Here is a 26,513-nt window from a genome sequence, read left to right as displayed (position 1 = left end):
ACGTTCCTGGGTTCAGGCTAGCGGGAGGTTCTCCGGCGTCGTCCGAGGGTATGGCGGTGATTTGATTAGCTTAGGCTAAGCTTAATTGCCATGAGCAGGCTGCACGCGACCGACCTCACGCTCGCGTACGAGCAACGGGTCGTGGCCGAGCACTTGGGTGTGGAGATCGTCGATGAATCGTTCACGGTCATCGTGGGGCCGAACGCGTGCGGCAAGTCGACGTTGCTGCGCGCGCTGGCCCGGCTGCTGAAGCCGCGCGCGGGCGTGGTGTACCTCGACGACGGGCCGATCGGCGACCTGCCGGCCAAGGAGGCCGCGCGGCGGCTGGGGCTGCTGCCGCAGTCGCCGATCACGCCCGAGGGCATCACCGTGGCCGACCTGGTGGGCCGGGGCCGCTACCCGTACCAGGGGCTGCTGCGCCAGTGGTCGCGGGAGGACGAGCGGGCGGTGAACGCCGCGATGGAGGCGGTCGGGGTCGCCGGGCTCGCCGACCGGGTGGTGGACGAGCTGTCCGGCGGGCAGCGGCAGCGGGTGTGGCTGGCGCTCGTGCTCGCCCAGGAAACGCCGATCATGCTCCTGGACGAGCCGACGACGTACCTCGACATCGCCCACCAGATCGAGGTGCTCGACCTGTGCTCCCGGCTGCACGCGCAGGGGCGCACGCTCGTCGCGGTGCTGCACGACCTCAACCACGCCTGCCGGTACGCCACGCACCTGATCGCGATGCGCGACGGGAAGGTGATCGCGCAGGGGGCGCCGAGCGACATCGTCACGGCCGAGCTGGTCGAGGAGGTGTTCGGGCTGCCGTGCCAGGTCATCGCCTGCCCCGAGGCCGGCACTCCGCTGGTCATCCCCGCCGACCGGAGGCGTACGCTCGCGACCGAGCCGGCCTGACCCGCACGCCGCTCAGACGACGAGCTCGCCCTCGATGCGGCGCAGGTGGTGCCGGGCGAGGGCGAGGTTGGCGCGTTCGCGGTCCAGGACCAGGTAGAGGAAGACGGTGACGCTGCTGCGGGACGCCTGCCGGATGATGTGGTACTGCCGCGACAGCGAGATGAGCATGTCCTCGACCTGGTCGTCCATGCCGAGCGCGACGAGCGTCTGCGCCTTGGCCCGGACGACCTCGGTGCTGCCGGCCGCCGCGAGCTCCAGGTCCAGATCGTCGCCGCCGCCGATGGTGCCCAGGCACATGCCGGTCTCCAGGTCGACGAGTGCCGCGCCCAGCGCCCCCTCGATCGTCATGATTTCCTTCAGGGCGGTCTCGATGTCCATGGACTGCTCTCTTTTGTGCCGTTCATCTGTTACTGGTGTGGCATAACGTACCGTCGAGGGCGTACCGCGGTGAAGGCGCTCAGTGCTCGGGGTGCAGCGAGGTCCCGATGTAGACGGCGGCGAGCATGGTGAACAGGTACGCCTGCAGGAACTGGATGAAGATCTCGAATCCGGTCATGGCGATCGTCACCAGCACCCCGAGGACGCCGACGGGCGCCCCCAGCGGCGTGGGCCGCTCGATCAGGAACCAGAAGCCGACGGCGCTGAAGAACGCGAGGATGAGATGCCCGGCGAACATGTTCGCGAACAGCCGGATCGCGTGCGTGAACGGCGAGGTCACGAAGACGTAGATCAGCTCCATCGGCGCGTACAGGGCGATGGCGAGGGGCTTGGGCAGGCCCGGCGGGAAAAAGATCCCGGCGAAGAGCCGGCGGACGCCCTGGTGCTTGATCGCCAGGTACAGCTTGAGCAGGTAGACCGCGATCGCGAACACCCAGGGGAACGCCACGTGCGCGGTGACCGGGAACTGGATCACGGGGATGACTCCCATGAGGTTCCAGATCAGGATCAGCGTGAACAGGCTGAACAGCAGCGGCATCCACCGGTCGGAGTCCTTGCCGAGCGACGGGCGGGCGATCTGCTCGCGCACGAACAGGTAGACGTACTCCCCCGCGTTCTGCAGCCCGCGCGGCACCAGCGCCGGGCGCGCGAACGCGGCCCACGCCAGGGCGCACAGCAGGAACGCCCCGAGCAGCGCGAACAGCACCGGTTTGGTCAGCCAGTACGGCGCGCCGTCCCACAACGGCGGGAAGTCGAACAGGCCGGTGCCGGGCGGCTCGAACTCGCGGGGGGACGGAACGGCTGACGCGGGCACGCGGCACTCCGAAAGGATGGGGGAACGGGGGACTACGGCAAGGAAACCGAGTACGACGTACTCGGTTTACAGGTTACAGAACTAGGTACGTCGTACGCAATTGGCATGGAGGCGATGTGATGGCGGCCCGGCAGAACGTCTGGATGCGGCCGGAACGGCCCGCCCGGGGGCCACGGCCGAGCTTCAGCCGCGCCCAGCTCACCGAGGCGGCCATCAGGGTCGCCGACGCGGAGGGCCTGGAGGCGCTCACCATGCGCAGGGTCGCCGCCGAGATCGGCGCGGGCACCATGTCCCTCTACCGCTACATCGACGGCAAGGACGACCTCATCGACCTGATGGTGGACAAGGTCGCCGTCGAGTTCATCCCCGACGACCTCCCCATCACCGACGACTGGCGGGCCAACCTGCGCGGCATGGCCGAGCACAGCCGTTCCGCCATCCTCCGGCACCCCTGGCTCGCCCCGCTCGCCGCCGGCCGGCAGTCCTCCGGGCCGAACCGCATCCGGCTGATGGAACGCGCGCTGAGCATGCTCGACGGCCTCGACATCGGCGTCGACCGCATGCTCACGATCATCGGGACCGTCGCCGCGTACGTGCAGGGCTACGTGATGAGCGAACTGGCCGAGGCCGAGGCGCGACGCCGCACGGGGGTCGACATCGCCGAGTGGATGGCGATGCAGGCGCCGTACATCATGTCGGTCCTGCAAAGCGGGGAGTACCCGCGCTTCGCCCGCATGATCACCGAGGCGGGAAAGGAACTCATGGGCCCCGGCGACCGCTTCGCCTTCGGCCTGGAGTGCGTCCTCGACGGCATCGCCGCCAGCCTGCCACAGGCCGACTGAGAGGCCGAGTGAGAGGCCGAGAAGACGGTCACCGTGACGGCCGGAGAGTCGGTGACGGTGACCGAGCCGTTCCCGATCACCATCGAGCCGGCGACGCTGGTACGGCGACGCCGCTGAGCCGGGTCAGTGGCGGGAGCGGTAGAAGGCTTCGAGGAGGCGGTCGGCGGCGAGGGCGGGGGTGAGGGTGCCGTCGAGGACCTCGCGTTCGGTGTCGGCGGTGAGGGCGCGGACCTCGGGGTGGGCGTGGAGGTCGGCGAGGAGGCGGTCGTGGACGAGGGTCCAGGTCCAGCCGACCTGCCAGCGGCGGCGTTTGGCGGTGAGCTCGCCGGAGGATTCCAGGACCTCTTGGTGGCGGACGATCTGGCGCCACAGCTCGTCCAGGCCGGTGCCCTCCTTGCCGCTGCAGGTGAGCACGGGGGTCTGCCAGGCGGATTCGCCGGAGCGGAGCAGGCGCAGGGCTCCGGCGAGCTCGCGGGCGGCCTTGCGGGCGTCGCGTTCGTGCGGGCCGTCGGCCTTGTTGACGGCGATGACGTCGGCGAGTTCGAGCACGCCCTTCTTGATGCCCTGGAGCTGGTCTCCGGCGCGGGCGAGGGTGAGCAGCAGGAAGGTGTCGACCATGTCGGCGACGGCCGTCTCGGACTGGCCGACGCCGACGGTCTCCACCAGGACGATGTCGTACCCGGCGGCCTCCACCACGACCATCGCCTCGCGGGTGGCCTTGGCGACGCCGCCGAGGGTGCCGGAGGTGGGCGAGGGGCGGATGAAGGCGTTCGGGTCGGCGGCGAGGCGGGTCATGCGGGTCTTGTCGCCGAGCACGCTGCCGCCGGTGCGGGTCGAGGAGGGGTCCACGGCGAGTACGGCGACGCGGTGTCCCTGGGCGGTGAGGCGGACGCCGAGCGCGTCGATGAACGTGGACTTGCCCGCGCCGGGGGTGCCGGAGACGCCCACCCGGCGGGCCTTGCCCGCCAGTGGGGTCAGCTCGACGAGCATGCGCTGGGCCGCCTCGCGGTGGTCGGCGCGTTTGGACTCCACGAGGGTGATGGCGCGGGCCACCCAGGCGCGGGAGCCCTCGCGTACGCCCTGGACGTAGTCCTCGACGGGGGGCGTGCGCGTCATGCCGCCGTCGTGGAGTGGCCGAGACGGATCGACAGCTCCTTGAGGAGGTCGAGGGCCGCGTCGGCGATCACGGTGCCCGGCGGGAAGACGGCCGAGGCGCCGGCGGCGCGCAGGGCGTCGAAGTCCGCGGGCGGGATCACGCCGCCGACGACGATCATGATGTCGTCGCGGCCGATCTCGGCGAGGGCCTCGCGCAGCGCCGGGACCAGGGTGAGGTGCCCGGCGGCGAGCGTGGAGACGCCGACGACGTGCACGTCGGCCTCGACGGCCTGGCGGGCGACCTCCTCCGGGGTCTGGAACAGCGGGCCCACGTCGACGTCGAAGCCGAGGTCGGCGAACGCGGTGGCGATCACCTTCTGGCCGCGGTCGTGGCCGTCCTGGCCCATCTTCGCGACGAGGATGCGGGGGCGGCGGCCCTCGGCCTCCTCGAACGCGTCGCACGCCTCGCGTGCCCGCCGGATCGACTCCACCTGGCCGGCCTCCTCCCGGTACACGCCGGAGATGGTGTGGATGCGGCTCTCGTGGCGGCCGAAGACCTTCTCCAGCGCGGCGGAGATCTCGCCGACGGTGGCCTTGGCGCGGGCCGCGTCGATCGACAGGGCGAGCAGGTTGCCGTCGGTCTCGGCGCCCCGGGTGAGGGCGTCGAGGGCGGCGGCGACGGCGTGCTCGTCGCGCTCGGCGCGCAGGCGGCGCAGCTTGTCGAGCTGGGCGGCGCGTACGGCGGTGTTGTCGACCTTGAGCACCTCGATCGGCTCGTCGGCGTCCGGGCGGTACTTGTTGACGCCGATCACCGGCTGGCGGCCGGAGTCGATGCGGGCCTGGGTGCGGGCGGCGGCCTCCTCGATGCGCATCTTGGGCAGTCCCGCGTCGATGGCCTTGGCCATGCCGCCGGCCTCCTCCACCTCGCGGATGTGCGCCCAGGCGGCGCGGGCCAGGTCGTGGGTGAGGCTCTCGACGTACGCGCTGCCGCCCCACGGGTCGATCACCCGGGTGGTGCCGGACTCCTGCTGGAGCAGCAACTGGGTGTTGCGGGCGATCCGGGCGGAGAAGTCGGTGGGCAGGGCGAGCGCCTCGTCCAGGGCGTTGGTGTGCAGCGACTGGGTGTGGCCCTGGGTGGCGGCCATCGCCTCGACGCAGGTGCGCACCACGTTGTTGAACACGTCCTGGGCGGTGAGCGACCAGCCGGAGGTCTGGCAGTGCGTGCGCAGCGACAGCGACTTGGGGTTCTTGGCGCCGAAGTCCTTGACCAGCTTGGCCCACAGCAGGCGGGCGGCGCGCAGCTTGGCGACCTCCATGAAGAAGTTCATGCCGATGCACCAGAAGAACGACAGGCGCGGCGCGAACGCGTCGATGTCGAGGCCCGCGCCCACGCCCGCGCGCAGGTACTCCACGCCGTCGGCGAGGGTGTAGGCGAGCTCGAGGTCGCAGGTGGCCCCCGCCTCCTGGATGTGGTAGCCGGAGATCGAGATCGAGTTGAACTTCGGCATCCGCTTGGAGGTGAAGGCGAAGATGTCGGAGATGATCCGCATCGACGGGGCGGGCGGATAGATGTAGGTGTTGCGGACCATGAACTCCTTGAGGATGTCGTTCTGGATGGTCCCGGCGAGCTGCTCGGGGGCCACCCCCTGTTCCTCGGCGGCGACGATGTAGAGCGCGAGCACGGGCAGCACCGCGCCGTTCATGGTCATCGACACGCTCATCTTGTCCAGCGGGATGCCGTCGAACAGCTGCCGCATGTCGTAGATCGAGTCGATCGCGACCCCGGCCATGCCGACGTCCCCGGCGACGCGGGGGTGGTCGGAGTCGTAGCCGCGGTGGGTGGCCAGGTCGAAGGCGACCGACAGGCCCTTCTGCCCGGCGGCGAGGTTGCGGCGGTAGAAGGCGTTGGACTCCTCGGCGGTGGAGAAGCCCGCGTACTGGCGGATCGTCCACGGCTGGTTGACGTACATCGTGGGGTACGGCCCCCGCACGTACGGCGCGATCCCGGGATAGGTGGACAAGGGGTATTCGCCGGACGCGGCGAGCTCGTCCAGGTCGGCCGAGGTGTAGACGGGCCGGACCGCGATGCCCTCGGGGGTCTCCCACACCAGGTCCTCGGGGTCCTTGCCGGTCGTCTCGCGTACGGCTCGCGCCCATCGGTCGCGGTCGTCCGGCCCGGTGGCGGCGGTGCCGGCGAACAGGTCGATTCCGGAAAAGTCCGGAATGTGCCCGCTGGGGCTCATCGCTTCACTCCACAGTCGTCGAGGGTCGTCTCCAGCACGGCGATCGCGTCGCAGCCCGCGTACACGTTGCCGTCCACCCCGTCGTACCCACCCTTGCCCGCCAGCCAGACCCGCTTCGCGCCCGCCTCGCGCAGCGCCGCCGCCACGGGGGCGGCGTGCTCGGCGTACAGGCGGTCGGCGGAGCACAGGCAGGCCACGGCGGCGCCGCTCGCGCGGAACGCCTCGGCGATCGTCGCGGGGTCGGTGCCCGGCCCGGCGTCCACGGTCGTGACGCCGCCGGATTGGAAGAGGCTGGCGGCGAAGGTGGCGCGGGCCGTGTACGCCGAGACGGGGCCGATCGTGGCGAGGAACGCCTTCGGGCGCTCCGGCAGGCGGTCGCACAGGTCGCGGAGGCGTTCGAACGGCTCGGCGTAGTGCACCCTGGGCAGGCCGCCCCCCTGCGGCTCCCTCCGCGGCGTGCGGACCGGGAGTTTCTCGGCCAGGTTGGGGAACTCGCTGACGCCGGTGATCGGGTCGCGGCGGTGCGCGATCGCCTTCGAGCGCTTCGCCCAGGTGCGGGCGAGCCGTTCGGGGATGAGCTCCTCCAGCGCGGCCAGGGCTCCCCCGGCGCGCTCGATCCGCTGGAACCACTCCCACGCCTTGGCCGCGAGGTCGGCGGTGAGGCGCTCGGCGAACCAGGAGCCCCCGGCGGGGTCGATGACCCGGGCCACCCCGGACTCCTCGACCAGCAGCGCCGAGGTGTTGCGGGCGATGCGGCGGGCGAACGCGTCGGGCAGGCCGAGCCGGGCGTCGAACGGCTGCACCGTCACCGCGTCCGCGCCGCCCACCCCGGCCGCGAAGCAGGCGATCGTGGTGCGCAGCATGTTCACCCACGGGTCGCGGGCCGTCATCATCGCCGAGGAGGTCACCGCGTGCTGGCGCTGCGCGCCGTGCTCGGCGGCGCCGCACTCCTGCGCCACCCGCGCCCACAGCAGCCGGGCCGCGCGCAGCTTGGCGATCGTCAGGAACTGGTCGGCGGTGGCTGCGTAGCGGAACTCGATCTGGCCCAGGGCCTCGGCCACGCTCAGGCCGCCGTCGGTGAGGGCGCGCAGGTAGGCCACGCCGGTCGCGATCGAGCAGCCGAGTTCCTCGGCGTGGCTGCCGCCGGCGTCGTGGTACGGCGTGGCGTCCACGGTGATCGCGCGCAGGGTGGGGTGGTCGGCCGCGCAGCGCCGCGCCAGCCGTACCGCGGTGTCGAGGCCGGCCCCGTCGGGCACGGCGCCGAGGCGGGCGCGCAGGCCGATCGGGTCGGCGCCCAGGTTGCCGCCCGCCGGGGCCACGCCGCGGTCGGCGAGCAGGCGCAGCAGCGCGTCGGCGGCCTCGGCGGTGGCCGGGCCCGCGTCCAGGACGACGGGGGCGAGGTCGAGGTGGACGCCGTCGAGCACGCCGGGCAGCGCGGCCACCTCCAGCCCGTCCTCGCCGAGGACGAGCCACAGCGAGGTGACGCCGTTCTCCAGGTCGGCGAGCACGGCCTCGCGGGTCACGGCGGGGTCCGGGTGCGCGTGCCGCTGCCGCACGTCCCAGCCGGAGGCGACGCCGCCCTCGGGACGGGCGCCCCGCGTGTACGGCGGCAGCCCCGGCAGCCCGGCCGCGCCCGTCCCGGCGGGCAGATCGGAGGCGTCGTAGAGCGGGCGCAGCGTGATGTCGTCGTAGGTGGTCGTGGACAACGCCGCTTCCGGGTCGTCCACCTCGGCCGATTTGCGCAGCACGGCCAAGGCGAGCTCCCGCCACCGGTCTCTGTCGGCGGGCGGGAACTCGGAGGCGAGCCGCAGTTCCTCAGACGGCACTGTCATGCCTGGATAGTAGGTGGGCGTCTGGGGACGGCCGACGCCGGGGGCATCTACGGCACGTCCCGGCACGCTAAATTTTTCACCATTTATCCCGATTTAGCGGATCTCGAAGGCGGCTTCCCAGGTCTCGGGGCCCACCACGCCGTCCACGGCGATGCCCTGGTCGCGCTGGAACTCGCGGGTGGCGCCGCGGGTCTGCGGGCCGTACGCGCCGTCCACCTCGACCTCGTAGCCGAGCTCGCGCAGGCGCTCCTGCCAGGTGCGCACGTCGTCGCCGCGCATGATCGGCGGGTACCGCAGCAGGCGGCCGGGCCAGGGGATCTCGTCGGGATCGGGTTCGGGCGCGGGCTGCCCGGAGCCGGGGCGCGGGGCACCGCGCCTGACCCAGGAGTAGAGGGGCTCGCCGGGGCAATCGGTGGCGAAGCCGTCGCGGTGGCCCTTGATCTCCCGGCCCGCGCCGCCGTTGGCGCGCAGGTACTCGACCGCGTCGAGGATGCCGTGCAGCATGTCGTCGGGCGGTTGGGTCAGGCCGGAGGAGCCGACCAGGCCGAGCACGGCGTAGTGGCCCGAGTTGAGGCCGGGGCCGTTGGCGGCGGGAAGGTGGTTGAGCCCTCGGCCGACGAAGACCTTCCGATGGGGACAAGCCACCAGCGAATAGCCGATATCCATCCAGCCGTTGCCGCTCATGTGGCTGTTCTGAATCTGCCGTACGAGGGTCACGCACCGGGAGTGGTCGTCGACGATGGCCGGGTCCACGCGCCCGCCGGTGTAGTGCACCTTGACGCCCTTGGTGGATCTCAGGGTCGAGTAGGAGCCTCTGGGGGCACGGGCTCCCCACTCCTTGCGCGACACCAGGTCGATACTCACGAAGTGTCTCCTGTTTCGGGGATTTTCCGACCATATGGGAGACACCCCTTCTATAGGGGTGAGTTCAGTTCTATAGGGGTGAGTTCAGCGACGCGCGCCCTGGGGGACCGACGACAGCGTCTCGCCCTGGGCCAACCTGACCACCCTGCGATCGGTCACGATGGCGGTGATCAGCTCGTGGGGGGTTACGTCGAAGGCCGGGTTTACCGTGTGTGTACCCTTCGGAGCTACTCGTACACCCTTTACCGTCAGCACCTCGGACGGGCCGCGGTCCTCGATCTCGATGTGCGCCCCGGTCGGGGTGGTCATGTCGACCGTCGTCTCGGGTGCGACCACGACGAACGGCACCCCGGCCCTCGCCGCGCCCAGGGCGAGCGCGTACGAGCCGATCTTGTTGGCGGTGTCGCCGTTGGCGGCGATCCGGTCGGCGCCGATCAGCACGGCGTCGGCGTGGCCGGTGGCCAGCAGGTACGGCCCCGCCGAGTCGACGACCAGGCGGTGCGGCGCCCCCATGCGGGCCAGCTCCCAGGTGGTCAGCCTGGCCCCCTGCAGCAGCGGGCGCGTCTCCAGCGCCAGGGCCTCGGCGAGCGCGCCGCGCTCGTGCAGGGTCTGGACCACGCCGAGGGCGGTGCCGCGCTCGACCGCCGCGAGGCCGCCGGTGTTGCAGACGGTCATGACGCGGGCCGGGGCCGGGGCGAGGTCGGCGAGGAGATCGGCGCCGTACTCGCCCATCGAGCGGCAGGCGGCGATGTCGTCGTCGCGGATCGCCAGGGCGCGTTCGAGCGCGGCGTCGGCGTCCGGGAGGCACGCGGCGGCCTGATCGACGCCCCAGGCGAGGTTCACCGCGGTGGGGCGGGCGGCGCGCAGCCGGGCGATCGCCTCGGCCGGGTCGTCGAGGGTGGCCGCGGCGAGGGCGACGCCCATGGCCCCGGCCACGCCGAGCGCGGGCGCGCCGCGGACGGCGAGGCGGCGGATGGCGTCGATCAGGGCGTCGACGGTCTCGATCCGCAGCACCACGCACTCGTCGGGCAGCAGGGTCTGGTCGACGAGCTCGATGGCGCCGTCGACCCAGTCAATCGTGCGCACGCGCGCGACGCTACCAATTCGGGCGCGGTTCGGGCGCCAACCGGTTCGGGCGCCGACTTACTCCGGGGCGAGGCGGGACCGGAGCAGGTTGACCACGCGCTGCAGGGCCTCGACGGTGGGGTGGCCCGGCTTGTCGACGTACTGGCCCGTCAGCACGGTGTGGGCGGACGGCGGGAAGCCGTGCGGGTTGCCGGGGCCCGAGTCGATCTCGATGACCTCGAAGGCGGGGCCCAGGGCGGCGCGCAGGGCGGCGAAGCGCTCGGGCGGGACGGCGCGGTCGTGCGAGAAGCGCAGCCCGGCCGCGCGGAACTCCCCGCGGCGCGCGCGGTCGCGTACGGCCGCGAGCTCCTCGCGGGAGCAGCCGGGGTCGCGGCGGGCCGCGCGCGTCACTGGGAAGGGGATGGACGGCTGGCTGAGCACGGAGGCGAGCACGGCCGGTTCGACGGCGGCGGCGAGCGCGAAGCCGCCGGAGAAGCACATGCCGACGATGCCGACCCCGGGGCCGCCCAGCTCGCCGTGCAGGTGCTTGGCGAGTGCGCGCAGGTACGCGGCGACGGGGCGGTTCTCGTCGCGGGCGAAGGCGCGGAATTCGCGGGAGACGCAGACGCGGGCGGCCACGGAGAGCGTGTATCCGGTGGATTGGGCGCGGCCGGGGGTGCCGACCAGGGAGGGGACGGCGACGGTGAAGCCGGCGGTCACCAATCGGCCGGCCAGCGTCATCACCTCGGGGGTCATTCCCGGCATCTCCGGGAGCAGGATGACGCAGGGGCCGGATCCGCGCCGGTAGACGGGGTGGGTAATGCCGTGCGCGGTGAATTCCCACCTGTCCCAGCCGTCGAGTGGCCGATTGTTCTCTTCCATGCGACCAGGCTAATCCAGGCTAATCCGCCTGACCTGATACGCCGGAATTTCCAATGGGCGAACTCCGATAAAGCATTTTACGAACGGGCGTCGACGATTTCGCCGTCGGCTTCGTCAGATTTGTCGGGTTCGTCAGGAAAGCGCGGCGCGGGCGCTTTCGACGTCGTCGGTGGCTATGACGATCTTCCTGCCGCCGAACACGGTGTAGGCGAGGTCGATGTTGACGTTCGCCTCCGCCAGGAGGCGGGCGAGTTCGCCGAGCGTACCGGGCCGGTCCTCGATGTCGATCACCAGCACGGGCCGGTCGTCGGCGATGCCCATGTGGGCCCCCGCGAGGGCCTTGTGGCAGCGCGGGGCGTCCTCGTCATCGACGAGCACGTGAACGACCCCCCTGCCCTCGCCGGTGAACGCGGCGAGGCCGCGGAGGTTCACCCCGGCCTCGCCGGTGACCTCCCCCAGCTTGGCGAGCTCGCCGGGCCGGTCGTCAAGGATGATCGTCAGGTCCCTGGACATGGCATTCCTCTCCTTCCCCCACCGTTTCGCCCCTATCCCCATAAAACGCGTCCCCACTGCCCGCCCCCGCGAGGGGGGCATGCGCCCCCGTCAGGCGGCGCCACAGCAGCCGCAGCTCACGCCACGGCGTACGGTCCCGGTGCCGGTACGGGGTCGTGCGGACGGACTGCGGGCGCACCGGCAGCGGACCGCCCTGCTCCAGCCGGGCGAGCAGGGCCTCCAGGCGGCGGGTGGCCGCCCGGAAGGCACGGCAGTACAGGCGCTCGTCCTGGTCCCCCGGGCGAAACGGCGGACGCACGACATCGAGGAGCTCGCCGCCGTCCAGGTCCGCCGTCACCAGATGCAGCGACGCGCCCACGCGGGCGAAGTCGCCGGCCTCGAAGGCGAAGTACACGCCGTGGTTGCCGCGGTACCACGGCAGCACGCCCCCGTGCACGTTGATCGCGAGCGGCGGCCCGGCGATCGTGCCGGGCCGGATGTAGGAGGTGCCGCAGACGACGAGCACGTCGGGCCGGACGTCGTCCAGCAGCGCGCGTACGGCGGGGGCGTTGATCCAGTCCACGGTCAGGACCGAGGGCCGCCGACGGCCGGCGTCGCCGTGGGCGGGCGCCGTGCGGGAGGCGGCGACGGACGCCGCCCGGAAGTAGGACCGCCGGTAGGCCGCCCGCCCCGTCAGCCGCTGCCGGAGGATCTGGTAGCCGCGCCACAGGTAGGCCCGCCACCTGCGAGTGACGCGCAGCCGTCGCTGCTGCGCCGCCGAAGGCTCCACGACCACGGCGGCCACCTCGAAGCGGGCGGCGAGCACGTCCCGCAGGTAGCGCTGCTGAGGGTCGTCGGAGATCAGCAGGACCAGGCGCAGCCGGTCGCCCGGCCGCTCCGGCGTCGCCGTGAACACTCCGCCGTCTCGGGTGACCCTCATGCGGTGCCCAGCAATCGGCTCAGCCGCAGCGGGTCGCACAGCGCGTGCACGGGGTGGTCCTCGCCGCGCAGCGCCGCCAGGACGGCGTCGGCGACCGCCGGGGCCTGGGCGAAACCTCCGGTGTTGTGCCCTCCCGTGGCGATCAGCAGCCCGCCGCCCCTGGCGGGCGCGGTTTCGAAGATGCCGAGGTTGCTCGCCGTCCAGGGGCGTACGCACAGCTTCCGCGTCGGCCCGACCCCGCCCTCGTCGTACGCCTGGGGGAAGAACGCGCGCGAGGTGTCCTCGGCCGCCCGGTACAAGGACTCAAGCTCGTCGGGCAGGATGTTGTCCGGGTCGTGACCGGTCCATCCGTAGCCGGACCCGATGACGATGACGGGTTCGCCCCGCCGCCCGGTGCTCACGGTGGCGTTGGCGTCGGCGGCGACATGGCCGGTTCGGCTGATCTTCAGTGAGCGGGTCAGCCGCCGCCGGGGGTCGGGGATGGTATGCCAGACGCCGACCATGCCGTGGATCCGCCGGTGGCAGTGCAGCCCCGCCAGGAGATCTCCCGCGTACGCCCCGGGCGACAGGACATAGTGGTCGGCCTCGTGCAGCAGGCCCCGCCCGTCCACCAGCCCGGCGACCCGCCGCTCGTCGTCCCACTCGATCCGGCGTACCGGCACGCGCCAGCGCAGGCGGGCGCCGGCCCGTTCGAGCAGGTCGAGCAGCCCCCGGACGAGATCGTGGATCCGCACGGTGAACCCCTTCACCGCCAGCGCGCCCACGATCGCGTCCCCGCCCGCGAGCGCCGGTTGGGCATCTTTCACCTGCTCGGGACCGAGCACGCCGACCAGCGCGCCGAGCCGCCGATGGCGGCGGATGTCCCAGGCCAGCCGATCCTCGTCGGAGTACAGCCGGACGATGCCGTCGCGCAGCCCGGCCCGCGCGAACAGCCCCGATTCGGCCGCCATGAGCAGACGCCAGCCGTGCTCGGCCATGCGGTTGACCCGGTAGTTGTCCTCGGCCAGGCAGGTCGCCAGCCAGGACGGCGTTTGTTCCCAGTCGCGCAGCCAGTCGACCTCGTCGGGGGCCGGGCGGCTGAAGTCGCCCAGTCGCCAGCCGCCCTGCGACACCGGCCTGCGCAGCCGGCCGCCGTCAAGGCGGTCCCCCAGGTGGTAGCCGTCCGCCTCGGTGTAGGTGAACATGCGGGCGTTGCCGCCCCCCACCGTGCAGCCGTACGCCGTCCAGGGATGCGGGACCCGGGGGTCCGGCCTGGCGTCGAGGATGGTGACCCGGCGTCCCGCGTGGACCAGGGCGAGGGCCGTCACGAGGTTGACGATGCCGGCTCCGACCATCAGCACCGACGGCCCGTCGCCGGGCCCGCCGGGGACGGGCCGTGCCTCGGCCGTGCGGCGCGTGCTCCAGAGGCGCTCGGCGAGGGCCAGCGCGGACCAGTCCTCCGCCTCCGGATCGTCGTGCACGGCGCACTCGATGCCGGATTCCGCCAATTGACGTTCCGCTGGTTGACGATCCGCTGGTTGACGTTCCGCCCCGTTCGAGGCGAGCCGATCGGCGGCCCGAGGGGCGACCACCAGGACGAGCGGGCGGCCGGGAGCCGCCGCCCGCCACGCGGCGATCGCCTCGGCGTCGGGCGGCTCCCGGACGATCAGCGCGTCGGGCCCGGCGGCGCCCAGCGCCCGCGCGAACCGCGAGGGCTCGCTCCCGTCGAGTTCCGGCCGGTAGTCCACTGCGCCGCCCTGCCGGTCGGCCGTGCCGTCGTCGGTCAGCAGCGCTCTGGTCGGCCCGTCCACGGGGAAGGTCACCAGTGCCGAGAACGTCACTCCCTACCACCTCCATCACCTGCGTGAGAACCGATGGCGCGGTCAAGCCGGGCCAGGCGGGCGAGCAGCCGCATCGGGCGGACGGTGAGCGCGCGGGCCCACATCCACGGCCCCGCCCCGAGGTGGGGCCGGGCGCTTTCGAGGAGCCCGAGCTCCTGGTAGATCTCGGTCGCGCGCCGCCACGCCTTTCGCGCGGCCGCGGGGCGGCCCTCCCGCATCTGGACGCGGCCCAGGATCACGAGCGTCTCCGCCTCCGAGGCGCGGTGGCCGATCTCGCGGAACAGCGGAAGGCACGTGGACAGGTAGCGGATCGCCAGGCCGTTCTTTCCCCGGCCCGCGTACACCTCGCCGAGGCCGCGCAGGCTGTGCGCCTCGCCGTGGCGGTCCTGGAGCTTGCGGTCCATGATCAGATGCCGGGTGAAGCAGTACTCCGCGTCGTCCCACCGCCGCTGGCGCAGCCGGGTCTCGCCGAGCCCGCGCAACGCGCCGAGTTCCCCCCGGATCGCCCCCATGTCGCCGAACACCATCAGGGCCTCGTCGAAGCACGCCGCCGCGCGGTCGTACTCGCCCTGGATCCGCAGCAGGGCGCCGAAGCCGCGCAGCAGGTACGCCCGCACGGCGTCGCTGGACGGCAGCGCGGCCGCGGCGGCGAGACCCGCCTCGTAGCACTCCCGCGACCGGTCGTACCTCCCCAGATCCCGATACACCCCGCCCAGCCTGCGGAGCACGGCGACCTCGCCCTGCCGGTCGCCGAGCCGCCGGAAGATCGCCAGGCTGCGTTCGAGGAACGCGGCGGCGCTGACGTCCTCCCGATCGGGATCGGGTATGCCCCCGGGGCCGTCCACCCGCCCGCTGTTCTTGTAGACATCGCCCAGGCGCAGCAGCACCTGCGCCTCAAGGCGTTCGCTGCCGAGTTCGCGCGCCGTCTGCAGCGACTTGCCGAACACCCGCTGCCAGGTGTGCCAGTGCGCGCCCACGGTGAACGCGCCGTAGAGCGGCAGCGCCAGGCGGCAGGCGAGCTCCTGCATGCCGGCGTCGAACGCCTGCTCCAGGACCGCCACCAGGCAGGGCCGCTCGACCGCGAACCAGCGCTCGGGGTCGCGCAGGAAGGTGGCGAGCAGGTCGGGGTCGTTCGCCGGCCACCAGTCGTGCTCCTCGGTGTCCAGCCGGACCTCCCCCGGCTCCACCAGGGCGTACGCGCGCTCGGCCACCACCGTGTACGCGCGCAGCGCGGCGGCGAGCGCGGCCTCGCGCGCCCCCTGCGGGGCGTCCTCCGACAGCCGCTCACGCGAATAGACGCGCAGCAGGTCGTGGAACCGGTAGCGGGCCGGGGAGCGGACCGCGGTGCGGCCGACGGTCATCAGGTGGATGTCCACCAGCCGCTCCAGAATCCGCTCGGTCTCCGCCTCGGGGATGCCGGTCATCGCGGTGACGATCCACGCGGTCAGATCGGGCCCGTCGAGGACGCCCGCGGCGTGGAAGACCCGCCGCTCGTGCTCGTCCAGCGCGCGGTAGGAGAGCGCGAACCCCGCCCGGACCGCCTGGTCCCCGGCCTGCAGCTCGCCCAGGCGCAGCCGCTCGTCGCGCAGCCTGCTGGTGTAGGCGGCCAGGGACCAGTGACGCTTCGCCGCCAGGCGGGCGCCGGCGATCCGCACGGCGAGCGGCAGCAGGCCGCACAGTTGCACGATCTCCGTGACGAGGGCGGGCGCCTCGGCCACGCGCTCGTCCGCGACGATCTTGCGCAGCAGTTCGGCCGCCTGCGCGAGGCCGAGCACGTCCACCTCGACCAGCGGCGCGCCGACGAGGCCGGCGAGGCTGCTCCGGCTGGTGATCAGTACGGCGCAGCCCGGCGAGCCCGGCAGCAGCGCCCGGACCTGCGCCTCGTCGGCCGCGTTGTCCAGGATGACGAGCACGCGCCTGCCGCTGAGGCGGGCGCGGAACAGGCGGGCGCGTTCCTCCAGCCCCTCAGGGACGGCGGCCCGCGCCACGCCGAGCTCCCGCAGGAAGCCGGCGAGCACCTCACGCGGGTCCAGCGCCCGGGCCTCCGCGCCCCGCAGGTCGACGTAGAGCTGCCCGTCGGGGTAGTGGTGCCGCAGCAGGTGCCCGGTGTGCACGGCGAGCGCCGTCTTGCCGACCCCGGGCTGGCCGGTGATCCGCACCATGCGCACCGCCTTGTCCGACGACGATCCGGTCAGCAGATCGTCCAGGCGGGTGAGCAGCCCCTCGCGGCCGACGAAATCATGAATGTCGGCGGGAAGCTGAAACAGATCGACGCCGAATTCGCCGTCCTGCACCGCGCGGGGAGCGCCGTTCCCCATGGGTTCCACGTCGCTCCGGCGCTGGGTGGCCTCTATGATCACGGCGACGGCCGCGAACAGACCGGCCATACTGATCAGAGCGATTAGTTCGGGTTGAGATTGGGAGAAGCCCGCCAGTACGCCGGCGACGGTGGCGGCCATGGTGACGAGCCCGAGAGTAGCGTTACGCAAAACCGTCCGATGCGCCCATCGCCGACGAACTCGACGTGGGATGTCGGAATCCGATCCCATTCTCATACACTAATACATGGGATCATTAGCCATCTAAAAGAATTTATTGGGCACCCTAATGGGGAATTCGGTGGTGAACAAACGGCGTGGCTTCCGCGCCCCTGGCCGCATGCTGCCAAGATGTTGCCCCTGGGGTGCGCACGTGATCATATTGGCGTCGCCCCTTTGCTCGCACGGCACAGGCTGATGAGGTGAACTCATGGCAATCTCCGCATCCCCGGACTACACCTGCCTGCGAGCCGGCGCGCCCGGGACAGGGGACAATCCAGACACCCCGGGCAGCTGGGACGTCGTGTTCCGCGACGGCAGGACCTTCCGCTGGGAGGGCTTCTACACCGGCCCGCGGGTCCTTTCTCCGGATCGCCTGCGGGAGATATGCCGGCAATTGCTCGGCATCGACCTGGACGACGTCCCCGCGGCCGCCGCCTCCGGCCTGCGCCCCTACGTCTCCGACGGAACGCCCACGCCGTCGATCATCCTGCATTCGGCCACCCCGGTGCTGAAGAGCGTCGAGGCCGACCTCAGCGACGCGATGAACGGCCGCGTCGCCGACGACGTCGCCACGTACGTCGAGGCGCGGGCGGTCAGCCTGGCCGGGCCGGGCGACGTGGTCGTCGGCCGCACCCACCCCTGGGCGGTGGCCGCGCGCCTGGCGGGCGTGGAGGCCGTCGCCATTCCCGGAATCGATTTCTACTATCTGTCCCACGCGATTCTCGATCTCGCCGCGAATGGCGGCGAGGACCCCGCGCCGCTGCGCCGACTGGTGCGCGTCCTCACCGACCGGCCGCACACCTTGATCCGGTTGTACGCGCTGGACCGCGAGATTCAAATGGTGCTGCTGTATCTGAAGCGGCAGGCCGGGCTCGATTTTCTCCTCACCGATGCCAACAGCCCGGAGGTCGCCGATTATTGGAACACAAAGGCCCCATTGCACCCGTTGGCCACGGAGGCCGCCCGGCTCACCGTCGGCGATGATCCGGAAAAGACGTTGCGCGATGAGATATGCATTTCTCCGATTGCGCGCAAACTCCACATCGAATGCCCGGTTCTGCCGGGATATACCGTCGGCGATCCCGATCGCGCCGGCGCCGACATCGGCGACGAGATACGGCTGGCCGCGCGGTTGCTGGCCGACCGCTACGGCCTGACCCGCGGCTGCTTCAAACCGTCCGAGGGGGGCGCCGGAGCCCGCATCGTCCGCGACGTACGGCTCGGCGACGACGCCGCGCTCGACCGGCTCGCCGAGGCCGCCCGGCGCACCGGCGGGCAGTACATCCTGGAGCCCCAGTTCTCCTACCTGACCGCCACGGTGTCCGGCACCACGTTCACGCTGGCCCCTTCCGGCCATGTCCGCTACGGCCACGTCGCCGACGGGCTCACCCTGCAGTTCACCAACGGCACCTCATGGCAGGGCAACCTCTACTTCGACGCCGCCGCCTGCCACGAGGTCGGCGTCGGCCCGGCCGAGTACGCCGCCATCACCACCATGCTGCGCGAGCTGTACGCCGCGTTCACCGAGAACGGCCACAGCCTGGTGACCGCCGGGTTCGACTTCGCCGTGGGCACCGTCGGCGGCGCGTTCGGAGGGCGCCTGTTCACCGTCATGCAGGACCCCAACCTGTCCTCCCACGGGGCGGAGTATCTGCGGCTGTTCCTGGACACGGTCCGCGACGGCCGGCGGACCGCCTACGCCGCCACCAAGGTCGTGATCCCGCGCGCCCCGCTCGGGGTGCTGCGCGAGCGCCAGGTCGCCGAGGATCCCCGGCGCTTCCGCGTCCTGACCGCCATCCCCGGCCGATGGGGCATGATCGCCGCGTCCGGGCCGAGCCCGCGCGCGGCGATGGAGGAGCTCGGATCCCGGGAGAAGGAGCTGCTCAACGCCGGTCTGGTCGTCGAGGCGCCTCCGCGCTGACGTACGCGCGGCGCGCGGCGGCGCTCACCCGAGCAGGCCGCGGCGGTAGGCCTCGGCCACGGCGGAGGCGCGGTCGCGCACGTCGAGCTTGGCGTACACGTGCAGCAGGTGGGTCTTGACGCTGGCCTCGCTGATGAACAGGTTCGCGGCGGCCTCCCGGTTGGTGGCGCCGTCGGCGACCAGGCGGAGCACCTGCAGCTCGCGCGGGCTGAGGACGCCGCGCGCCGGCCTGCGCACCTGGCCGATGAGGCGGCCGGCGACCGACGGGGACAGGACCGGCTCGCCGCGATGGGCCGCGCGGACGGCCCGCAGCAGCTCCTCGGCGGGCGCGTCCTTCAGCAGATAGCCGGTGGCGCCGGCCTCGATGGCGGGCAGCACGTCGGAGTCGGTGTCGAACGTGGTCAGCACCAGCACGCGGGTGGCCGGGCTGGCCCGCTGAAGCTCGCGGATCGCGGACACGCCGTCCATGCGGGGCATGCGCAGGTCCATCAGCGCCACGTCGATCGTGGCCCTGCGCGCCCACGCCACCGCCTCGACGCCGTCGGCCGCCTCCCCGACCACCTCCAGGTCGCCCGCCGCGTCGAACGCGGCCCGCAGGCCGTCCCGGACGATCGGATGGTCGTCCACGATCAGCACCCGGATGGATTCGCTCACTCCGCCTCCCCGCCCCCGCCGGTCCGGCCGTCCCCGGCGGCGGGGACGCACACCGCCACGGCCGTGCCCTGGCCGGAACCGCTCTCGATCTCCAGTGTGCCCCCCACCTCCCGCACCCGCTCCCGCATCGAGACGAGCCCGAACCCCTCCGCGGGGGCGTGACCGGGGTCGAAGCCGACGCCGTCGTCGCGGACGTCCAGGAGCACCACGTCGTCCAGGTACGACAGGGTCAGCCCGGCCCGTGCCGCGCCGGCGTGCTTGGCCACGTTGGCCAGCGCCTCCTGGGCGACGCGGAACAGGGCGACCTCGACGTTCGTGGCCAGGGCGCGGGCGTCGCCGGTGACCTCGACCGCGATCGGCACGCCCGAGGCCGCCGACCAGCGTTCCGCCATGTCGGACAGGGCGTCGGGCAGGCGGGAGCGCTCCAACGCCGCGGGGCGCAGCGCCTGGACCGACCGTCGCGCCTCGCCGAGCGCCTGCCGGGCCAGCGACTCGACGATCTCCAGATGCCGCCGGGCCCGCCCGGAGCCGGGCGGCGACGCGACCGCCGCGCGCACCTGGGTGATGACCGCGATCAGTCCCTGCGCGATCGTGTCGTGGATCTCCCTGGCCAGGCGCTGCCGCTCGTCGAGCACCCCGGCCTCGCGGGCCTGCTCCACCAGCCGCGCCTGCAGCGCGGCGTTCTCCGCCAGCGCGTCCTCCAGCCGCGCGTTGGCGGCGCTCAGCTCGGCGACCAGGTCCTTGCGCCGCTCGCTCTCCGCCCCCACGAGCCAGCCGGCGAGCACCAGCGGCAGGGCCAGGGCGAGCAGCGGCGCGTGCATCGCGGCCCCGCCGCCGTCGTTCTGCGCGACGACGTTGACGATCGCCGTGACCATCACCGCGATCACGCTCCACCGCGACGAGAACAGGGCGAACGCCAGCGGGTAGCCGATCGAGGCGAACAGGGCGAACAGCGTGCTCACCGCGCCCAGCGCGGCGGACACCGCGAGCAGCCCGGCGAAGTAGACGAGGGACGGCAACGGGCGGCCGGCGACGAGGCCGAGCAGCGGCGTCCAGGCCGCGGCCGCGGCGACCAGGCCGAGGACGTGCGCGGGACGGGCCGCCGCGGCCTCGTCGAAGACCAGGACGACGACCGTGGACAGTCCGAGCACGCCGTACGCGAGGGCGACGAAGAACCTTCTGGCCCGGGGATCCGTCGCCGCGAACCCGGCGCCGCCCACCTCGGGCCCGTCCTGCGGAGCGCTCATGCGGCGAGTATGCCCGCCGCCCGCGGACGCCCGGCATCCACCGATCGGCTGAGGAGATTCCACCGTACGGCGAGCCGACGGGGCGATCCGCGGACGGGGGGTCCACGCGACGCTGGCCGTGGAACGAACAGGAGGCGATCTCACATGGAGATGGAGCACAGCCGACGAACCGCGCTGAAGCTGAGCGCGATGGCCGGGGGCGTGGCGGCCACCGGCGTGGCGGCCACCGGCGGGGTGGCCACGCGGACGGCCCGCAGACCGGTGACCACGTTCGTGTTCGTGGTGGGCGCGAGCGGCGGCGCCGGCGCGGGCGGATACTACGAGCTGATGCTGCGCGGGCATCGGGCCGTCGCCGTCGAGCTTCCCGGCCACGACCCGGTCGGCCAGTACCACCGCGCCTACCAGGCGCCGCAGGACCTGGCCGCCCTGGCGTCCGCGCCGTCGCCGATGAAGGGCATCGGGCTGGACGACTACGTCGACGCGGCCGTCACAACGATCCGGCGGGCCGCGAAGAACGGGCCGGTGGTGGCCGTCGGCGGCAGCATGGGCGGGGTCACGCTCAGCAGGACCGCCAACGAGGTGCCCGACCTCATCGACCACCTCGTCTACGACTCGGCGTTCTGCTGCGTGGACCTGCGCAGCGCCGTCGACTACCTGGCGACGCCCGAGGGGCGCACCAGCCTCCTCCTCGACCCGGCGCTCGCCACGGGCGTCGTCGGGGACCCGGCCAGGCTCGGCGCGGTGCGGTTCAACTGGCGCACGGCGGACCCGAAATTCCTCGCCGCGGTGCGCGCGGCCAACATCGCCGAGGACGGACCGCAGGGCGAACGCGAGCTGATGGCCATGCTCAACGGCCTGCTGCCGGACGAGTCGCTGACGGTCTCCAGCGAGGACGGGCGTGGGCACAAGGAGACCTGGGGGCGGGTGCCGCGCACCTACATCCGCCACACCCTGGACACGTCGATTCCGCTCGCCCTGCAGAACAGGATGATCAGGGAGGCGGATCGGCTCACGCCGCGCAACCGTTTCGCGGTTCGCGACGTCCGCACCGGGCACTACGCCACCGGCGACGGTTGGCGGCAGATCATCGACATCCTGCACGGGCTGGCGCCGAGATAGGAAATCGGCGGAGTAACGCCCGTGTTAACGCCGGGGGACCATCGGCGGTTCGCGCCGTCCTTACCCTGGCGCTCTTCGCGTACCCGGATGTTCTGCGTTTTTCCGCCGGGCGTGCCTGCTCCGTGCCGTCGCGCCGTCCGTGCGAGGATGGCTCGCACCGTGCGAGCCCTCCGGGGCGTGACGAGGTGGAGGTGACCGTGCCGGACGAGCCGGATTCCTTTGACGTGATCGTGATCGGCGCGGGACCCGCCGGGGAGAACATCGTCGGCCGGGCGGTCGCGGGCGGGCTGAGCACCGCGATCGTCGAGGAGCATCTCGCGGGCGGCGAGTGCTCCTACTACGCGTGCATCCCGAGCAAGGCGCTGCTGCGGCCCATGGAGCTCGCCGCCGAGGTGGGACGCGTGCCGGGCCTGGGGCCGCTCGGGCCGGTCGACGCGGCGGCCGTGCTCGCCCGCCGCGACGAGGCCATCGCCAACCTGGACGACTCCGGCCAGGTGAGGTGGATCAACGGCGTGCCGGCGACGTTCGTGCGCGGGCACGGCAGGCTCGCCGGGCCGCGCCGGGTCGAGGTGGCCACCCCCGACGGCGGCACCCGCACGCTGGTCGCCCGGCACGCGGTGGCGATCGCGACGGGCAGCAGGCCCGCCGTGCCCGCCGTACCGGGGCTGCGGGAGGCCGAACCGTGGACGAACCGGGAGGCGACCACGGCGCGGCACGTGCCCCGGCGGCTGGTGGTGATCGGCGGCGGGGTGGTGGCCTGCGAGATGGCGCAGGCGATGCACTTTCTCGGGGCCGAGGAGACGGTCATGCTCGTGCGCGGGCGGCGGCTGCTCGAGCGGGTCGAGCCGTTCGCGGGCGAGATGGTCGCCGCGTCGCTGCGCTCGGCCGGGATCGACGTGCGCTTCGGGCGCTCGGCCGCGCGGGTCGAGCGGCCCGTGCCCGGCGGTCCGGTGACGGTCCACCTCGACGACGGCTCGGTCGTGGAGGCCGACGAGATCCTCGTGGCGGCCGGGCGCGAGCTCGGGGTGCGCGACATCGGCCTGGAGACGGTGGGGCTGACGCCCGGCGGGCCGCTGGAGGTGGACGACAGCATGCGGGTGACGGCCGTGCCCGAGGGCTGGCTGTACGCGGTGGGCGACGTCAACGGGCGCAACCTGCTCACCCACATGGGCAAGTACCAGGCGCGGGTGTGCGGGGACGTGATCGTGGCGCGGGCGAAGGGGCTGCCCGACGACGCGCCCGCGCTGCGCGCCACCGCCGACGCGGTCGGCGCGCCCCAGGTGGTCTTCACCGACCCGCAGGTGTGCGCGGTCGGGCGCACCGAGGAGCGGGCCCGCGCCGAGGGGTTCCCCGTGCGCGTCGTCGAGTACGACATCGGCGCGGTGTCCGGGGCCTACCTGCTGGGCGACGGGTACACCGGCCGGGCCAAGGCGGTGGTGGACGAGGAGCGGCGCGTGCTGCTCGGGGTCACCTTCGCCGGGCCCGCCGTCGGGGAGCTGCTGCACGCGGCGACGATCGCGGTCACCGCGGAGGTCACCCTCGACCGGCTGTGGCACGCGGTGCCGTCGTTCCCGACGGTCAGCGAGATCTGGCTCAGGCTTCTTGAGGCGTACGGCCTCTGACAGCCCGAACAAGCGCGCACAAGGTCGGCGAACAAAAGGGTCGCGCGGCGCGTCCAAGCATTCGATTGTCGGCAAACGGCGAGTGACTTCACTGGATATTGTATCCAAGGAACGTTTTAATAGAGATCGCCCCGCCACCCTAAAGACGGCGGAATGCTGGCATGATGGATTCGCCAAGCCCGGCGGGCAAGGCGGATCCGGCAAGAGAGCGTTCTCCGGCGGGGTCGCGCGGCACCGCCACGGGCCGCACATATTGTATTCACTCTTGGTATTCGACGGGAGGACGGGACGGTTGTCCATCGGCGAGACACATCGCACGCTCCGTGACGAGGTGGCCGACCAGCTTCGGCGCTGGATTCTCGACGGCACGCTCGCGCCCGGGGCCAAACTCGCCGAAGGCGCGATGTCGATCCGCCTGGGCGTCTCCCGGCTGCCGGTGCGCGAGGCCTTCCGGCGTCTGGAGGCCGAAGGGCTGGTGCAGACGATCCCGCGCCGTGGCGTACGCGTGGTGCAGTTCGACGCCGAGGAGCAGGCCACGATCCTGGAGGTCCGCCTCTCCCTCGAACTGATCGCCGTCCGCAAGCTCACCGAGCGGCGTGACCCCGACACGCTGGCCGCGCTGCGGCGGATGCTCGAGGCGGGCGACCGTGCGGCCGCGATCGAGGACTCGGCCGCGCTCGGCCGGCTCAACGCCGAGCTCCATGAGCTGCTCGTCACGGGAACCGGCTCGAAGATCCTCGGCGACCTGCTCCGGTCCGTGCGCAACCAGGCCCTGCAGTTGCGCGGCGGTACGCCGGCGGTGCCCACGATCTCGTGGAACGAGCACGCCGCGGTGATCCGCGCCGTGCTCGACGGCGACGCCGAGATGGCCGTCCTGCTCCAGCGCCGCCACCTGATCGCCCGTCAGGAGGCGGGGCACGTCCCGGGTCCGGCGGCCGCCGCCGAGCCCGCGCCGCGCCAGGCCCGCCCGGCCTCCTGACCGCCGTCCGAGCGCAGTCCGCCGGCGACGCCGAAATCACGTACGGAAGCATCGCCGCGGCGGCCGATCGGCGGCGGTCCCCATGTTCCCGGTATTCGCCCGGCGCAATTCCCGGCAATGCACCGCGCTTACGGGATGACATGCGGTAACGACGAAGGCCGACCGCTTCATTTCGCGGCCGGCCTTCAAGCTCTGTCGGGACGGCGAGATTCGAACTCGCGACCCCTAGACCCCCAGTCTAGTGCGCTAACCAAGCTGCGCTACGTCCCGTTTTATTGGGGATGGCCCCCAACTTCGGAGCACTTCGTGCTCGTGAGGAAACATTACCACGGGCGGCGGACCCGCGTGTCCGGCGGCGACGCCGCCGCGCGCCCGGCCCGCGCGCGACGGGAGGGTGGGTCGCGCGCGGGCCGGCAAGGAGGCCGGCCGATCCCGGGGGGTGAGAGGATCGGCCGGGTTCCGGAGGGTGGAAACGATGGTCAGTTGCCGAAGGTGAACCAGTTGATGTTGACGAAGTCGGCCGGCTGGCCGCTGGAGAAGGTGATGTAGACGGTGTGGGTGCCGGTCGTCGGCGCGATGTTGGCCGGGACCGTGCGCCAGCTCTGCCAGCCTCCGGTGTTGGCGATGGCGAAGTCGCCGATGGGTGTGGCCGTCGGGCTGTCGAGCCGTACCTGGACCAGGCCGCTGATGCCGGCGCCCGCGCCCGATGCGACGCGGGCGACGAACTGCGTGACCGGCGTGGAGCCGAATCTCACGTTGTCGAAGCGCAGCCAGTCGCCGTTGGCGATGCCGCCGATGTTGCGGCCGCCGCCGGTGTCGGTGGTGTCCTCGCTGAAGGTGCCCTGCTGGGCCGAGTGCGCCTCGGCCTGGATGGTCGAGCGGGCGTCGAAGCCGTCCGGGTTCGGGTCGGGGTCGGGCGTCGGGCCGGAGCCGCTCTGCCAGACCGCCACGTAGTCGACCACCATCGGGTGACCGGGCACGGTCGCCGCGGTCGGGGTGCTGCCGGCGAGCGCGTTGGGGAAGGACCCGCCCATGGCGACGTTGAGCAGCAGGAAGTATCCGGCGTGGCCGGTCATGTTCGACCAGGTGGCGGCGTCGAACCGGTTCTGGCTGAGGCTGTGGAACTGCTGGCCGTCGACGTACCAGCGCAGTTGGTTGGGGCTGACCGAGGTGTCCCACTCGAACCGGTAGGTGTGCATCGCCGACTGGCAGCTCGCGCCGGGGCAGGCGCGGTTCGCACCGAGCCCTTCGTACTCGTTGCACGGGCCCTGGGGGGCCACGCCGCAGTGCAGCACGCCCCACACCGTGTTGAGGCCGTTGACGTTCTCCATGATGTCGAACTCGCCGATGCCCGGCCAGTTCCAGTAGTTGCCCCGGTACGGCGCGCCCAGCGCCCAGAACGCCGGCCAGTAGCCGAGCGCGGCGTTGCCGGTCACGTTCGGCATCTGGACGCGGGCCTCGATGCGCAGGATCCGGCCGGGGGCGGGCTTGAAGTCGGCGCGGCGGGTCTCGATGCGGGCCGAGGTCCACTCGCCGGACCCGCTGCGCAGGGGGGTGATGCGCAGGTTGCCCGCGCCGTCGAGGCTGACGTTGGCGGGGTCGGCGGTGTATCTCTGGATCTCGCCGGTGCCCCAGTTCCCGGGGCCGCCCGGGTAGCTGTGGCCGGTGTCGATGATCCAGTTGCCGGACGACGGCAGGCTGCCCGCCGGGCCGTCGAAGTCGTCCGACCACACCAGCGACCAGCCGGGAACCGACGGGACGGACGCCTCGGCGGGCGCGGCGGTGACCGAGAAGGACGCGAACGCGGTGACCGCGGCGGCCAGGACGGCGAACAGGGTACGGCGGCGGCGCCGTGGTGGTGCTGACAGGGGTGGTGCTGACAGGGGTGGTGCCGACGGTTCGGCTGGGGGCGTGACCGGGGGTTCGTCGGGGACACGCATGCGAGGGACCTCTCTGGATGGGGGGTGAAGGAGGCCGGGCACGGCGGGACACGGGGCGGCCGTGTCCGCGCGTATGTCCGCCCGAGGTCGACGCGTCGCCGAGGCGCGTCCCCCGCTCCCGCACCCGGGAGAGATCCGGGGAACGCTCTCTCAACCGCTGACGTTAGAGCCGTGTAAATCCGCTGTCAACAGCGAGGAAAAGTTTCTCGCCAGAAAAGAGAGCGCTCTCACATGCCCCGGGTGTATGGAATGGTCCAAGGACGACTTAGG

At 72.4% G+C, this 26,513-nt stretch carries 21 protein-coding genes and 1 tRNA gene; 6 read left to right on the top strand and 16 right to left on the bottom strand.

Features of this window, described 5'->3' with window-relative positions:
* Positions 1-90: 90 nt before the first annotated feature.
* Positions 91-894 (top strand): ABC transporter ATP-binding protein, encoded by an 804-nt coding sequence (locus AB0K60_RS23940; RefSeq protein ID WP_364058957.1) that lies wholly within the window; start codon positions 91-93, stop codon positions 892-894.
* Positions 895-906: 12 nt separating this feature from the next.
* Here AB0K60_RS23940 and AB0K60_RS23935 read toward each other — a convergent pair whose 3' ends face one another.
* Both AB0K60_RS23935 and atpB read right to left on the bottom strand, forming a co-directional pair.
* Entirely contained in the window at positions 907-1,272 is a 366-nt protein-coding gene (locus AB0K60_RS23935) for a hypothetical protein (RefSeq protein WP_364058954.1), read from the bottom strand.
* A 79-nt stretch (positions 1,273-1,351) separates the two neighbouring features.
* Entirely contained in the window at positions 1,352-2,146 is a 795-nt protein-coding gene (atpB, locus tag AB0K60_RS23930) for a F0F1 ATP synthase subunit A (RefSeq protein ID WP_364058951.1), read from the bottom strand.
* Positions 2,147-2,265: 119 nt separating this feature from the next.
* On the opposite strand from atpB, the gene AB0K60_RS23925 reads away from it, so the two are divergent.
* On the top strand, positions 2,266-2,988 hold the full coding sequence (locus AB0K60_RS23925) for a TetR/AcrR family transcriptional regulator (protein WP_364058948.1): 723 nt from the start codon (positions 2,266-2,268) through the stop codon (positions 2,986-2,988).
* A gap of 123 nt (positions 2,989-3,111) precedes the next feature.
* Here AB0K60_RS23925 and meaB read toward each other — a convergent pair whose 3' ends face one another.
* From meaB to AB0K60_RS23875, 10 genes are all read right to left on the bottom strand, one after another.
* A complete protein-coding gene (gene meaB, locus AB0K60_RS23920; RefSeq protein ID WP_364058945.1) occupies positions 3,112-4,104 on the bottom strand; it encodes a methylmalonyl Co-A mutase-associated GTPase MeaB in 993 nt (330 codons plus the stop codon).
* Positions 4,101-6,326: a methylmalonyl-CoA mutase gene (scpA, locus tag AB0K60_RS23915; protein ID WP_364058942.1), complete on the bottom strand. Its 2,226-nt coding sequence runs from the start codon at positions 6,324-6,326 to the stop codon at positions 4,101-4,103. The genes meaB and scpA overlap by 4 nt, the downstream gene beginning before the upstream one ends.
* Positions 6,323-8,158, bottom strand: a complete 1,836-nt coding sequence (locus AB0K60_RS23910) for a methylmalonyl-CoA mutase family protein (protein ID WP_364058938.1) — start codon at positions 8,156-8,158, stop codon at positions 6,323-6,325. Before AB0K60_RS23910 ends, scpA begins: the two co-directional genes overlap by 4 nt.
* A gap of 93 nt (positions 8,159-8,251) precedes the next feature.
* Entirely contained in the window at positions 8,252-9,022 is a 771-nt protein-coding gene (locus AB0K60_RS23905; protein ID WP_364058935.1) for an N-acetylmuramoyl-L-alanine amidase, read from the bottom strand.
* Between the two features lie 84 nt (positions 9,023-9,106).
* A complete protein-coding gene (mtnA, locus tag AB0K60_RS23900; protein ID WP_364058932.1) occupies positions 9,107-10,108 on the bottom strand; it encodes an S-methyl-5-thioribose-1-phosphate isomerase in 1,002 nt (333 codons plus the stop codon).
* Between the two features lie 57 nt (positions 10,109-10,165).
* Complete coding sequence (locus AB0K60_RS23895) at positions 10,166-10,969, bottom strand: dienelactone hydrolase family protein (protein WP_364058929.1); 804 nt, start codon at positions 10,967-10,969, stop codon at positions 10,166-10,168.
* Positions 10,970-11,101: 132 nt separating this feature from the next.
* Complete coding sequence (locus AB0K60_RS23890; protein ID WP_364058926.1) at positions 11,102-11,482, bottom strand: ACT domain-containing protein; 381 nt, start codon at positions 11,480-11,482, stop codon at positions 11,102-11,104.
* Positions 11,454-12,401 carry a formyl transferase gene (locus AB0K60_RS23885; RefSeq protein WP_364058923.1) on the bottom strand — a complete coding sequence of 316 codons (948 nt, stop codon included), beginning with the start codon at positions 12,399-12,401 and terminating at the stop codon, positions 11,454-11,456. Before AB0K60_RS23885 ends, AB0K60_RS23890 begins: the two co-directional genes overlap by 29 nt.
* Positions 12,398-14,221 carry an FAD-dependent oxidoreductase gene (locus AB0K60_RS23880; protein WP_364058920.1) on the bottom strand — a complete coding sequence of 608 codons (1,824 nt, stop codon included), beginning with the start codon at positions 14,219-14,221 and terminating at the stop codon, positions 12,398-12,400. Before AB0K60_RS23880 ends, AB0K60_RS23885 begins: the two co-directional genes overlap by 4 nt.
* Positions 14,218-16,680: a tetratricopeptide repeat protein gene (locus tag AB0K60_RS23875; RefSeq protein WP_364058917.1), complete on the bottom strand. Its 2,463-nt coding sequence runs from the start codon at positions 16,678-16,680 to the stop codon at positions 14,218-14,220. The genes AB0K60_RS23880 and AB0K60_RS23875 overlap by 4 nt, the downstream gene beginning before the upstream one ends.
* A gap of 289 nt (positions 16,681-16,969) precedes the next feature.
* Between AB0K60_RS23875 and AB0K60_RS23870 the strand changes: the two genes are divergently transcribed.
* Complete coding sequence (locus AB0K60_RS23870) at positions 16,970-18,682, top strand: hypothetical protein (protein WP_364058914.1); 1,713 nt, start codon at positions 16,970-16,972, stop codon at positions 18,680-18,682.
* Between the two features lie 24 nt (positions 18,683-18,706).
* Here the strand turns inward: AB0K60_RS23870 and AB0K60_RS23865 are convergent, their stop codons facing one another.
* Positions 18,707-19,336: a response regulator transcription factor gene (locus AB0K60_RS23865; protein ID WP_364058911.1), complete on the bottom strand. Its 630-nt coding sequence runs from the start codon at positions 19,334-19,336 to the stop codon at positions 18,707-18,709.
* Positions 19,333-20,583 carry a sensor histidine kinase gene (locus tag AB0K60_RS23860; RefSeq protein WP_364058908.1) on the bottom strand — a complete coding sequence of 417 codons (1,251 nt, stop codon included), beginning with the start codon at positions 20,581-20,583 and terminating at the stop codon, positions 19,333-19,335. The genes AB0K60_RS23865 and AB0K60_RS23860 overlap by 4 nt, the downstream gene beginning before the upstream one ends.
* 144 nt (positions 20,584-20,727) lie before the next feature.
* Here AB0K60_RS23860 and AB0K60_RS23855 point away from each other — a divergent pair, with 144 nt between their 5' ends.
* From AB0K60_RS23855 to AB0K60_RS23845, 3 genes are all read left to right on the top strand, one after another.
* On the top strand, positions 20,728-21,702 hold the full coding sequence (locus AB0K60_RS23855; protein ID WP_364058905.1) for an alpha/beta fold hydrolase: 975 nt from the start codon (positions 20,728-20,730) through the stop codon (positions 21,700-21,702).
* A gap of 191 nt (positions 21,703-21,893) precedes the next feature.
* The gene (locus AB0K60_RS23850; protein ID WP_364058902.1) at positions 21,894-23,324 is read left to right on the top strand and encodes an NAD(P)/FAD-dependent oxidoreductase; all 1,431 of its coding nucleotides are present in this window, start codon (positions 21,894-21,896) and stop codon (positions 23,322-23,324) included.
* 292 nt (positions 23,325-23,616) lie between these two features.
* On the top strand, positions 23,617-24,303 hold the full coding sequence (locus AB0K60_RS23845; protein WP_364058899.1) for a GntR family transcriptional regulator: 687 nt from the start codon (positions 23,617-23,619) through the stop codon (positions 24,301-24,303).
* A gap of 195 nt (positions 24,304-24,498) precedes the next feature.
* Here the strand turns inward: AB0K60_RS23845 and AB0K60_RS23840 are convergent.
* A tRNA-Pro gene (locus AB0K60_RS23840) sits at positions 24,499-24,573 on the bottom strand.
* Positions 24,574-24,782: 209 nt separating this feature from the next.
* The gene (locus AB0K60_RS23835) at positions 24,783-26,243 is read right to left on the bottom strand and encodes a glycoside hydrolase family 16 protein (protein ID WP_364058896.1); all 1,461 of its coding nucleotides are present in this window, start codon (positions 26,241-26,243) and stop codon (positions 24,783-24,785) included.
* Positions 26,244-26,513 lie beyond the last annotated feature (270 nt).

This window comes from Thermopolyspora sp. NPDC052614 (assembly GCF_040678635.1).
Lineage (GTDB): Bacteria > Actinomycetota > Actinomycetes > Streptosporangiales > Streptosporangiaceae > Thermopolyspora.
Note: the sequence above shows the minus strand (reverse complement) of the source record. Positions and strands in the feature narration are given on the sequence as shown.

Bases quoted from the DNA above. Each gene is read 5' to 3' on its own strand.
- AB0K60_RS23895 (WP_364058929.1), bottom strand. From the start codon at position 10,969: ATGGAAGAGAACAATCGGCCACTCGACGGCTGGGACAGGTGGGAATTC.
- AB0K60_RS23940 (WP_364058957.1), top strand. From the start codon at position 91: ATGAGCAGGCTGCACGCGACCGACCTCACGCTCGCGTACGAGCAACGG.
- AB0K60_RS23855 (WP_364058905.1), top strand. From the start codon at position 20,728: ATGGAGATGGAGCACAGCCGACGAACCGCGCTGAAGCTGAGCGCGATG.
- AB0K60_RS23875 (WP_364058917.1), bottom strand. From the start codon at position 16,680: ATGGCCGCCACCGTCGCCGGCGTACTGGCGGGCTTCTCCCAATCTCAA.
- AB0K60_RS23890 (WP_364058926.1), bottom strand. From the start codon at position 11,482: ATGTCCAGGGACCTGACGATCATCCTTGACGACCGGCCCGGCGAGCTC.
- AB0K60_RS23885 (WP_364058923.1), bottom strand. From the start codon at position 12,401: ATGAGGGTCACCCGAGACGGCGGAGTGTTCACGGCGACGCCGGAGCGG.
- AB0K60_RS23925 (WP_364058948.1), top strand. From the start codon at position 2,266: ATGGCGGCCCGGCAGAACGTCTGGATGCGGCCGGAACGGCCCGCCCGG.
- AB0K60_RS23870 (WP_364058914.1), top strand. From the start codon at position 16,970: ATGGCAATCTCCGCATCCCCGGACTACACCTGCCTGCGAGCCGGCGCG.
- AB0K60_RS23935 (WP_364058954.1), bottom strand. From the start codon at position 1,272: ATGGACATCGAGACCGCCCTGAAGGAAATCATGACGATCGAGGGGGCG.
- AB0K60_RS23860 (WP_364058908.1), bottom strand. From the start codon at position 20,583: ATGAGCGCTCCGCAGGACGGGCCCGAGGTGGGCGGCGCCGGGTTCGCG.
- meaB (WP_364058945.1), bottom strand. From the start codon at position 4,104: ATGACGCGCACGCCCCCCGTCGAGGACTACGTCCAGGGCGTACGCGAG.
- AB0K60_RS23835 (WP_364058896.1), bottom strand. From the start codon at position 26,243: ATGCGTGTCCCCGACGAACCCCCGGTCACGCCCCCAGCCGAACCGTCG.
- AB0K60_RS23910 (WP_364058938.1), bottom strand. From the start codon at position 8,158: ATGACAGTGCCGTCTGAGGAACTGCGGCTCGCCTCCGAGTTCCCGCCC.
- scpA (WP_364058942.1), bottom strand. From the start codon at position 6,326: ATGAGCCCCAGCGGGCACATTCCGGACTTTTCCGGAATCGACCTGTTC.